Below are 10,343 nucleotides of genomic sequence, written 5' to 3' on the forward strand. Positions count from 1 at the left end.
GACTAGGACCACCACGCCCGCAACCACGACACATACAACCAGACCTCAAATACACATCTGACGCCTCGCACCCAAAGTCAAGCCCCAATCTCTTTGCAGCGTGGGCACGTTGGGCGGGTAAGTCGCGTCATGACCGGTTGCCGTGATGAGCCTAGGAGGGACGCCTCGCCTTCGGCATCGCGGTGAGGTCGGGTAGCTCGGCTGCGCCATTGCGTTCGCGCGCTCGTACGGGCTCGCCTTCGGCTTCGCGTGTCCTCAAGCCATTGGTGACCTGAGTCTTGGCCCCACCCCGTCTTGGCTCACCACCGACCCACGCGCCCCGCCACCACGCCGCGACCACTGCCGCTTGGCCACCTCGCTGGGGCCTCTGCGCTCGGCAACCACGTCCCGGCCACTGCCGCTTGGCCACCTTGTCCTGGCCACCTTGCCCTGCCCGCCTCCGCCTCGCCTCTGTCTTGCCGCTGCACCTCCACCCCCGCCGCTACCCCGCGCCCCGCCTTCCCGCAGCCCTGCCTCTGTCGACCCTGCCCGGCTCCGCCTCGCCCCGGCTTCGACCTCGCCCGGCCTTCGTCCCGCCCACCCTGCTCCCGCCCCGCCCTCAATCCCGCGCCGTCCCCCTCCTCCCCGCGTGCCCGAACCCGGCCGTCTGCTGCCCACCCCGGCTGTGCGGCGGGGCCTTGTTGTGCCCGGATCCCTTGGCGTGCTTGTCCCTTTGAGCCCGTTCGGGCATGGGGGCGGTGCCTCCGTCCGTGCGACTAGGGCTTGACAACGCGCGCGGCTGGTCTCACCGTGATGCGCGCTGTAGTTGCATAATGCGAACCAGGTTGCGTATTACGGAACTCGCTCGGAAGGGTTGGCCCGTGTCACTCTCCGTTCCCACCACCAGCACAGAGCTTGAGTCGGACCTCGGTGTTGTCGATCCCGAGGTTGCCGCTGCCATCGGGGCTGAGTTGCTGCGGCAGCAGTCGACGTTGGAGATGATCGCCTCCGAGAACTTCGCGCCCGTTGCCGTGTTGCAGGCGCAGGGGTCGGTGTCGACCAACAAGTACGCGGAGGGGTATCCGGGGCGCCGGTATTACGGCGGGTGTGAGCACGTTGACGTTGTTGAGGCGTTGGCTGTTGAGCGGGTGAAGGCGTTGTTCGGCGCTGAGCACGCCAACGTGCAGCCTCACTCGGGGGCCCAGGCCAATGCTGCGGCCATGGCGGCTGTGTTGCAGCCCGGCGACACGATCATGGGGCTGGATCTGGCGCACGGCGGGCATTTGACGCATGGGATGCGCATCAACTTCTCCGGGCGGCTGTACAAGGTGGTGGCCTACCACGTTGACGCGGCGTCTGGGCGGGTTGACATGGAGGAAGTCGAGCGGCTGGCAACCGAGGTGCGGCCCAAGCTGATCATCGCTGGGTGGTCGGCGTACCCGCGGCAGTTGGATTTTGCGGAGTTTCGGCGGATCGCTGATCTGGTCGGCGCGAAGCTCATGGTGGACATGGCGCACTTCGCCGGGTTGGTGGCGGCCGGGGTGCATCCGAGTCCTGTGCCGTTCGCGGATCTGGTTACGACGACTACGCACAAGACGTTGGGTGGGCCTCGGGGTGGGGTGATCCTTTGCCGACAGGAGTTGGCCAAGAAGGTCGACTCCACGGTGTTTCCCGGGCAGCAGGGTGGGCCGTTGCAGCATGTCATCGCGGCCAAGGCGGTGGCGTTCAAGGTTGCGGCGGGGGAGGCGTTCCGGGAGCGGCAGCAGCGTGTGCTGGAAGGTGCTCGGGTGTTGGCTGAGCGGTTGATGCAGAAGGACTGTGCTGAGGCCGGGGTGAAGGTCTTGACCGGCGGCACGGACGTGCATCTGGTGCTGGTGGACCTCGTTGAGTCTGCTTTGGACGGTAAGCAGGCCGAGGATCGGTTGCATGGAATAGGGATCACGGTGAATCGGAACGCGGTGCCGTTCGATCCGCGGCCGCCGATGGTCACGTCCGGGTTGCGGATCGGGACGCCCGCGCTGGCGGCTCGTGGGTTTGTGAAAGAAGACTTCGTCGAGGTCGCGGATGTCATCGCGGCCGCGCTCAAGCCCGTGTTCGACGCGGAGGCGCTGAGCGCGCGGGTTGCCGCGCTGGCCGCGAAGAACCCCCTCTACCCCCCACCTCTGACGGGAGCGAGTCAAAGTGCATGCGGTGAACGGTGTCGTGGCGGCGGGGCGTGGGGCCAAGGTCACGGTCGAGACGATCTTGGTGCCTGATCCCGGGCCTGGTGAGGCGCTGGTGAAGGTGCAGGCGTGCGGGGTCTGCCACACGGACCTGCACTACCGGGAGGGCGGGATCAACGACGAGTTCCCGTTCCTGCTCGGGCACGAGGCGGCCGGGGTCGTGGAGGCGGTGGGGGACGGGGTCACGGATCTCGCGCCCGGCGACTTCGTGATCCTCAACTGGCGGGCCGTGTGCGGGGCGTGCCGGTCGTGCCTCCGCGGGAGGCCGCAGTACTGCTTCAACACCCACAACGCGGCCCAGCCCATGACGTTGCAGGACGGCACGCCGTTGTCGCCCGCGCTCGGCATCGGGGCGTTCGCGGAGAAGACGTTGGTGCACAGTGGACAGTGCACGAAGGTGGATCCGAAGGCGCCGGCTGAGGTGGCGGGACTGCTCGGGTGCGGGGTGATGGCGGGCATCGGGGCCGCGATCAACACCGGGGGCGTGGGCCGAGGTGACAGCGTCGCGGTGCTCGGGTGCGGTGGGGTCGGGGACGCGGCGATCGCCGGGGCTCGGCTGGCCGGTGCGCGCACGATCATCGCCGTCGACCTCGACCCGACGAAGCTCGAGTGGGCCAGGAAGTTCGGGGCCACGCACACGATCAACGCCAAGGAGCGGGACGTCGTCGAGGCGATCCGGGAGCTGACGGACGGCAACGGCGCGGACGTCGTCATCGACGCGGTCGGCAGGCCCGAGACGTTCGAGCAGGCCTTCTACGCGCGGGACCACGCCGGGCTCGCCGTGCTGGTCGGGGTGCCGACGCCGGACATGAAGCTCGAACTGCCGTTGATCGACGTGTTCAGCCGGGGCGGCGCGGTGAAGTCGTCCTGGTACGGGGACTGCCTGCCGAGCAGGGACTTCCCGATGCTGATCGACCTGTACCTGCAGGGGCGCCTCGACCTCGGCGCGTTCGTGTCCGAGACGATCGGGCTCGGGGACGTCGAGAAGGCGTTCGAGGACATGCACCACGGCCGCGTGCTGCGTTCGGTGGTGGTCCTGTGACTCAGCCGAGAGTGGTGCTGATCGGCGCGGGCATCGTCGGGTGCGCGCTGGCCGAGGAGCTGACCGCGCGCGGGTGGACCGACATCACCGTGCTGGAGCAGGGGCCGCTGTTCGCCACCGGCGGGTCCAGCTCGCACGCGCCCGGCCTGGTCTTCCAGACGACCGGGTGCCGGACGATGACGTCGTTCGCGAAGTACACGGTCGAGAAGTACACGGCGATGACGCTCGACGACCAGTGGTGCTTCCAGCAGCTCGGCGGGCTCGAGGTCGCGACGACGCCGGAGCGGTGGACCGACATCAAGCGAAGGCACGGCTGGGCGACTGCGTGGGGCGTCGAGAGCTTCCTGCGCGACCCCGAGGAGTGCGCGCGGCTGCACCCGCTGCTCGACCCCGCCAAGATCCTCGGCGGCTTCCACATCCCGTCCGACGGCCTCGCGAAGCCCCTCAGGGCGGCCGAGGCCCAGGCGCGCAGGGCGATGGACCGGGGCGCGAAGTTCCTCCAGTTCCAGAAGGTCACCGGCATCGAACGCACCGGCAGGCGCGTCAAGGCCGTCGTCACCGAGAAGGACACCTTCCCCGCCGACATCGTGGTGTCGTGCGTCGGGATGTGGGGACCGCGGATCGGCCGGATGGTCGACCTCGACATCCCGCTCGTCCCGATGGCCCACCAGTACGCGAGGACGGCGCCGCTGCCCGCGTTGAAGGGCAAGAACACCGAGCTGTCCGAGATGTCGACGCCGTTGCTGCGGCACCAGGACGCGGACCTCTACTTCCGCGAGCACGTCGACCGCATCGGCATCGGCGCCTACGGGCACCGGCCCATGCCGATCGACGCCGACGAGATCCTGGACTTCGACGTCGCGCCGACCATGCCGTCCGAGATCGCGTTCACGCCGGAGGACTTCGAGACCTCCTGGGACGCTGCCGTCGACCTGCTGCCCGCCCTCGGCGACTCCAAGGTCGAGGAGGGCATCAACGGGCTGTTCTCGTTCACGCCCGACGGCAACCCGCTGCTCGGCGAACACCCCGGCCTGCCGGGGTTCTGGGTCGCCGAGGCCGTGTGGATCACGCACTCCGCCGGCGTCGCGAAGGCCATGGCCGAGTGGCTGGTCGACGGCCAGCCGAAGATCGACCTGCACGGCTGCGACCTCAACCGGTTCGAGGTCGCCCAGCGCTCGCCCGGCTACGTGCACGAACGCAGCTGCCGGGCGTTCGTCGAGGTCTACGACATCCTGCACCCGCTGCAACCGGCCGAGAAACCGCGACCGCTGCGCAAGAGCCCGTTCTACGAGCAGCAGAAGGCGCTCGGCGCGGTGTTCCTGGAGGCCTCCGGCTGGGAACGGCCGCACTGGTACGAGGCCAACGCCGACCTGCCCGAGGTCGCGGAGATCCCGGAACGCAACGAGTGGGCGTCCCGGTTCTGGTCGCCGATCGCCGGTGCCGAGGCACTGGTGGCACGCAAGCGCGTCGCCATGTTCGACATGACGGCGTTGAAGCGGCTGGAGGTCAGCGGGCCGGAGGCGTTGCCGTTCCTGCAGACCATGACCACCAACCAGCTCGACCGCAAACCCGGCGCCGTCGTGTACACGTTGCTGCTCAACGAGGACGGCGGCGTGCGCAGCGACCTGACCATCGCCCGGCTCGGCGAGCAGCGGTTCCAGGTCGGCGCGAACGGCCCGCTCGACCTCGACTGGCTGCAGCGGCGCCTGCCGCCCAACGGCGGTGTGCACATCACCGACATCACGCCCGGCACGTGCTGCATCGGCCTGTGGGGACCGGAAGCACGAAACCTGTTGCAGCCGCTGACGAAGACCGACTTCTCGCACCAGGCGATGGGCTACTTCAAGGCCCAGGAAGCGTTCATCGGCGAGGTGCCGGTCACCGCGATGCGCCTGTCGTACGTGGGTGAGCTCGGCTGGGAGCTGTACACGACCGCCGACATGGGCGCGCGGCTGTGGGACACGCTGTGGGAGGCCGGGCAGCGGTACGGCGTCATCGCGGCCGGCCGCAGCGCGTTCACCAGCATGCGGCTGGAGAAGGGCTACCGCTCGTGGGGCACGGACGTGACCACCGAGCACGACCCGTACGAGGCGGGGCTCGGGTTCGCCGTCCGGATGAACAAGGGCTACTTCCACGGCCGCAGGGCCCTGGAGGGCAGGTCCGAGGAGACCGCGACGCGCAAGCTCACCTGCCTGCTGATCGACGACGACCACCAGGTCGTGATGGGGTCGGAACCGGTGTTCTCCCAAGGGGTTCCGGTCGGGTACGTCACGAGCGCGGCTCGGGGCTACTCGATCGGCAGGAACATCGCCTACGCGTGGCTGCCCGCCGAGGTGGCCGTGGCGGGCACGCCGGTCGAGATCGAGTACTTCGGTGCACGTGTCGCAGCGGTCGTGGCGGCGGAGCCGCTGTTCGACCCCGAGATGAAGCGGATCCGTTCATGACCCAGACCGAACTCCCGTCGAGCCTCATCCCCACGCTGCCCGGCCACACCTACACCGACCCGCAGATCTTCGAGCTCGAACAGCAGAACATCTTCGAGCAGATGTGGTTCTGCGCGGTCAGAAGCGCCGACCTGCCGGACGCGGGCAACTTCCGCACCGTCCAGATCGGCCGCGAGAGCGTGCTGATCAGCCGCGCGCGCGACGGCTCGCTGCGCGCGTTCCTCAACATCTGCCGGCACCGCGGCGCGAAGCTCTGCGTCGAGGAGTCCGGCACGGTCAAGCGCAACTTCCAGTGCCCGTACCACGCCTGGACCTACGGCCTGGACGGCAAGCTGGTCGCCGCGCCCAACCTCACGTCGATGCCGGACGTCGACCGCGTCGAGTACGGCCTCAAGACCGTGCACCTGCGCGAATGGCTCGGCTACGCGTGGGTGTCGCTCGCCGACGAGCCCGCGTCGTTCGAGGAGACCGTGCAGCGCGACGTCCAGGAACGCCTCGGCAACCTCGACGCGATCGGCAACTACCAGGTCAGCGAGCTCGACCTGGGCCGCCGGATCACCTACGACGTCAAGGCCAACTGGAAGCTCATCATCGAGAACTTCATGGAGTGCTACCACTGCGCGACGATCCACCCCGAGCTCACCGAGGTGCTGCCCGAGTTCGCCGACGGCTACGCCGCCCAGTACTACGTCGGGCACGGCGCGGTGTTCGGCGAGGAGATCAAGGGCTTCACGATCGACGGCAGCGAGGGCTTCGAGGACCTGCCCGGCGTCGCGTCCGACCAGGAACGCCGGTACTACGCGATCACCGTGCGGCCGCAGGTGTTCATCAACCTGGTGCCGGACCACGTGATCATCCACCGGATGTTCCCGCTGGCCGCCGACCGCACGATCGTCGAGTGCGACTGGCTCTACGCCAAGGACGTCGTCGCGACCGGCAAGGACGTCTCGCGGTCGGTGGAGCTGTTCCACCGCGTCAACGAGCAGGACTTCGAGGCGTGCGAACGGTGTCAGCCCGCCATGTCGTCGCGTGCCTACCGCGACGGCGGCGTGCTGGTGCCGTCCGAGCACCACATCGGTGAGTTCCACGACTGGGTGCAGCAGAAGCTGATCAGGGGGACCGACTAGCAGGCCAACTCAACGAAGAGGTGGTAGCAGTGTCCGAACCGACGTTCATACCCACCACGAGATCCCACACCGACCGCGTCGTCTTCATCGTCTCCGCGGTCGTGGCCTCCGCGTTCCTCGCGTGGGGGATCATCGGCACGAACAGCCTCAGCACCGTCTCCTCGGCGGTGCTGGGCTGGGTCATCCGCAACACCGGCTGGGCCTTCCTGACCGCGGCCACGGGGTTCGTGATCTTCGCCCTGTGGCTCGCGTTCAGCAAGTACGGCCGGATCCCGCTCGGCCAGGACGGCGAACGCCCGGAGTTCCGCACGATCTCGTGGGTCGCGATGATGTTCAGCGCGGGCATGGGCATCGGGCTGATGTTCTACGGCGTCGCGGAACCATTGGCGCACTTCGTGAAGCCACCGCCGGGCTCGGTCGAGGGCGGCACGGACGCGGCGATCGACGTCGCGATGGCGACCTCGCTGTTCCACTGGGCGATCCACCCGTGGTCGATCTACGCGGTCGTCGGGCTCGCCATCGCCTACGGCACGTTCCGGCGTGGCCGCAAGCAGCTGATCAGCGCCGTGTTCGCCCCGTTGTTCGGTGATCGGGTGTCGGACAAGCCGCTCGGGCGGTTGATCGACGTCCTGGCGATCTTCGCGACGCTCTTCGGGTCGGCGGCCTCGCTCGGGCTCGGCGCGTTGCAGATCGGCAGCGGGCTGAAGGCCGGCGGGTTCGTGCGCGAGAACCCCGGTGTGGGCGTGCTGATCGGCATCATCGCGGTGCTGACGGTGGCGTTCGTGGCGTCGGCCTGTTCGGGCGTGGCCAAGGGCATCCAGTGGTTGTCGAACATCAACATGGTGCTGGCGACCGTGCTCGCGGTGTTCGTGTTCCTCGTCGGGCCCACCGTGCTGATCCTGAACCTGGTGCCGGCCGCCGTCGGCGACTACTTCCGGGACATGGGCGAGATGGTGTCGCGCTCGGCCGGGACTGGCGGGGACGCGATGGAGACCTGGCTGTCCGGGTGGACGATCTTCTACTGGGCCTGGTGGATCTCGTGGACGCCGTTCGTCGGCATGTTCATCGCCCGGATCTCGCGCGGCCGCACGATCAAGCAGTTCGTGAAGGGCGTGATCCTGGTGCCCTCGGTGGTGAGCCTGGTCTGGTTCTCGATCATGGGCGGCACCGCGATCTCGGTGCAACGGGACGGCGTCGACCTCGCGGGCGCGGCGAACCCCGAGTCTCAGCTGTTCGGGGTGCTCGACCAGTTCCCGCTGGCCGCGGTCGCCGGGGTGGTCGTGATGGTGCTGGTGGCGATCTTCTTCGTCTCGGGTGCCGACGCGGCGTCCCTGGTGATGGGCACGTTGTCCCAGCGCGGGGACAACGAACCGCATCGCCGGCTGGTGGTGTTCTGGGGCGTCGCGACCGGTGGTGTGGCCGCGGTGATGCTGCTGGTCGGCGGGGGAGGGGCGACCGCGCTGACCGGGTTGCAGAACCTCACGATCATCGCCGCCGCGCCGTTCGGGCTGGTGATGATCGTGGCCTGCGTCGCGCTGGTGAAGGACCTGCGCAGCGACCCGCTCGTGCTAGATCAACGCCCGGATCGCGCGCTCGAACCCGATGACGTGTTGTGAGGCGAGCTCGCCCGCCTTCTTCACGTCCTCGTCGATGATCGCCGTCAGGAGGGGCACGTGTTCGTCGACGTGACCGGCCATCCCGGACAGCCGGGGCAGGAAGACGCACCAGATCCGCGTCGCGAGGTTGTCGTAGGAGATCAGGGTGTCTTCCAGGAACGGGTTGTGCACGCACCCGTAGATGGCCCGGTGCACGCCGACGTCGGCGCGCAGCAGTTCCGTGTTGTCGCCCGTCGGCGTCGTGTCGAGCTGCGAGCGGAGGGCCGTGAGCGCGACGCGGTCCTCGCTCGTGGCGCGTTCGGCTGCGGCTGCGGCGGCGAGGGGTTCCAGCGTCCGGCGCACCTCGGAGATGTGGGAGAGGTCGGAGATGTTCACGTCGGTGGCGAACGTGCCGCGGCGCGGGAAGGCGACGACGAGGCGTTCCTGCTCGAGCCGCTTCAACGCCTCGCGGATCGGGGTGCGGCCGACGCCGAGCTCGGTGCGCAGCCTGTCCTCGTTGATGGGCTCACCGGGCTTGATCTCCAGCATGACCAGGCGATCTCGTAGCACGGCGTACGCCTGCTCGGTGAGTGAGACGGACGCCGGTACGTCGTTGACCCGTGCGTTCATGTGACCTACTGTAACGCACAGACTGATATATCAGGAGTCGACCAGATGGTGTCACTGGAGGCCTCGCGATGACCAGCCCGCCCGGAGCGCACCTGCCCGAGCACCCGGAGTTCCTGTGGGACAACCCGGAACCGAAGGCGTCCTACGACATCGTGGTCGTCGGCGGGGGCGGGCACGGCCTGGCCACCGCCTACTACCTCGCGAAGGTGCACGGCATCACGAACGTCGCGGTGCTGGAGAAGGGCTGGCTCGCGGGCGGCAACATGGCCCGCAACACCACGATCATCCGGTCGAACTACCTGTGGGACGAGAGCTCCGGCATCTACGAGCACTCCCTGAAGCTGTGGGAGGGCCTGGAGGAGGACCTCGGCTACCCGATCCTGTTCGACCAGCGCGGCGTGCTGAACCTCGCGCACAGCCTGCAGGACGTGCGCGACAGCGTGCGCAGGGTCAACGCCAACAGGCTCAACGGCATCGACGCCGAGTGGGTGGATCCGGCCGGGGTCAAGGAGATCTGCCCGATCGTCAACACCTCGCCGGACGTCCGCTACCCGGTGCTGGGCGCCACCTACCAGCCGCGCGCGGGCATCGCGAAGCACGACTACGTCGCGTGGGGCTACGCGCGGGCGGCGCACGCGATGGGCGTGGACCTCATCCAGAACTGCGAGGTCACCGGGCTGGAGACGGTCGACGGCCGGATCGCCGCGGTGCAGACCTCCCGTGGCCGGATCGCCGCCGGCCGGGTCGCGTTGTGCGCGGCCGGGCACAGCTCGGTGCTCGCGAAGATGGTCGGGCTGCGGCTGCCACTGGCGTCGCATCCGTTGCAGGCCTTGGTCTCCGAACTGCTGGAGCCCGTGCACCCGACGGTCGTGATGTCGAACGCCGTGCACGTCTACGTCTCCCAGGCGCACAAGGGCGAACTGGTGATGGGCGCGGGCATCGACAGCTACAACGGGTACGGGCAACGGGGTTCGTTCCACATCATCGAGCAGCAGATGGCGGCCGCGCTGGAGCTGTTCCCGGTGTTCGCGCGGGCGCACCTGCTTCGGACGTGGGCGGGCATCGTGGACGTCAGCCCGGACGCGTCGCCGATCGTGGGCCTCACCCCCATCGGCGGCCTGTACCTGAACTGCGGCTGGGGAACGGGCGGCTTCAAGGCCACGCCCGGTGTCGGCGACTGCTTCGCGCACACCATCGCCCACGACAAGCCGCACCCGTACAACGAGCCATTCACCTTGGAGCGCTTCACCTCCGGCGCTCTCGTCGACGAGCACGGCGCCGCCGCCGTGGCCCACTAGGAGACT

At 68.6% G+C, this 10,343-nt stretch carries 7 protein-coding genes; 6 read left to right on the forward strand and 1 reads right to left on the reverse strand.

Annotation, left to right across the window (positions count from 1 at the left end; genetic code table 11):
- Positions 1 to 860: 860 nt before the first annotated feature.
- Genes glyA through ACFWNN_RS40285 form a run of 5 tightly spaced genes read left to right on the forward strand, consistent with a single transcriptional unit; the run spans position 861 to position 8,430 of the window.
- Positions 861 to 2,234 carry a serine hydroxymethyltransferase gene (gene glyA, locus ACFWNN_RS40265; RefSeq protein WP_382445233.1) on the forward strand — a complete coding sequence of 458 codons (1,374 nt, stop codon included), beginning with the start codon at positions 861 to 863 and terminating at the stop codon, positions 2,232 to 2,234.
- Positions 2,161 to 3,243 (forward strand): S-(hydroxymethyl)mycothiol dehydrogenase, encoded by a 1,083-nt coding sequence (locus ACFWNN_RS40270; RefSeq protein WP_382445234.1) that lies wholly within the window; start codon positions 2,161 to 2,163, stop codon positions 3,241 to 3,243. The genes glyA and ACFWNN_RS40270 overlap by 74 nt, the downstream gene beginning before the upstream one ends.
- A complete protein-coding gene (locus ACFWNN_RS40275) occupies positions 3,240 to 5,687 on the forward strand; it encodes an FAD-dependent oxidoreductase (RefSeq protein ID WP_382445235.1) in 2,448 nt (815 codons plus the stop codon). Before ACFWNN_RS40270 ends, ACFWNN_RS40275 begins: the two co-directional genes overlap by 4 nt.
- Positions 5,684 to 6,814, forward strand: a complete 1,131-nt coding sequence (locus ACFWNN_RS40280; RefSeq protein WP_382445236.1) for an aromatic ring-hydroxylating dioxygenase subunit alpha — start codon at positions 5,684 to 5,686, stop codon at positions 6,812 to 6,814. Before ACFWNN_RS40275 ends, ACFWNN_RS40280 begins: the two co-directional genes overlap by 4 nt.
- A gap of 29 nt (positions 6,815 to 6,843) precedes the next feature.
- Entirely contained in the window at positions 6,844 to 8,430 is a 1,587-nt protein-coding gene (locus ACFWNN_RS40285) for a BCCT family transporter (RefSeq protein ID WP_382445237.1), read from the forward strand.
- On the opposite strand, the gene ACFWNN_RS40290 is transcribed toward ACFWNN_RS40285, so the two are convergent.
- Positions 8,383 to 9,039: a GntR family transcriptional regulator gene (locus ACFWNN_RS40290; protein WP_382445238.1), complete on the reverse strand. Its 657-nt coding sequence runs from the start codon at positions 9,037 to 9,039 to the stop codon at positions 8,383 to 8,385. The two genes, ACFWNN_RS40285 and ACFWNN_RS40290, sit on opposite strands and share 48 nt — an antisense overlap.
- Before the next feature lie 68 nt (positions 9,040 to 9,107).
- On the opposite strand from ACFWNN_RS40290, the gene ACFWNN_RS40295 reads away from it, so the two are divergent.
- Positions 9,108 to 10,337: a sarcosine oxidase subunit beta family protein gene (locus ACFWNN_RS40295; RefSeq protein ID WP_382445239.1), complete on the forward strand. Its 1,230-nt coding sequence runs from the start codon at positions 9,108 to 9,110 to the stop codon at positions 10,335 to 10,337.
- The last annotated feature ends 6 nt before the right edge of the window (positions 10,338 to 10,343 follow it).

Source organism: Lentzea sp. NPDC058450, assembly GCF_042721395.1.
In the GTDB taxonomy this organism is placed as follows: Bacteria; Actinomycetota; Actinomycetes; order Mycobacteriales; family Pseudonocardiaceae; genus Lentzea.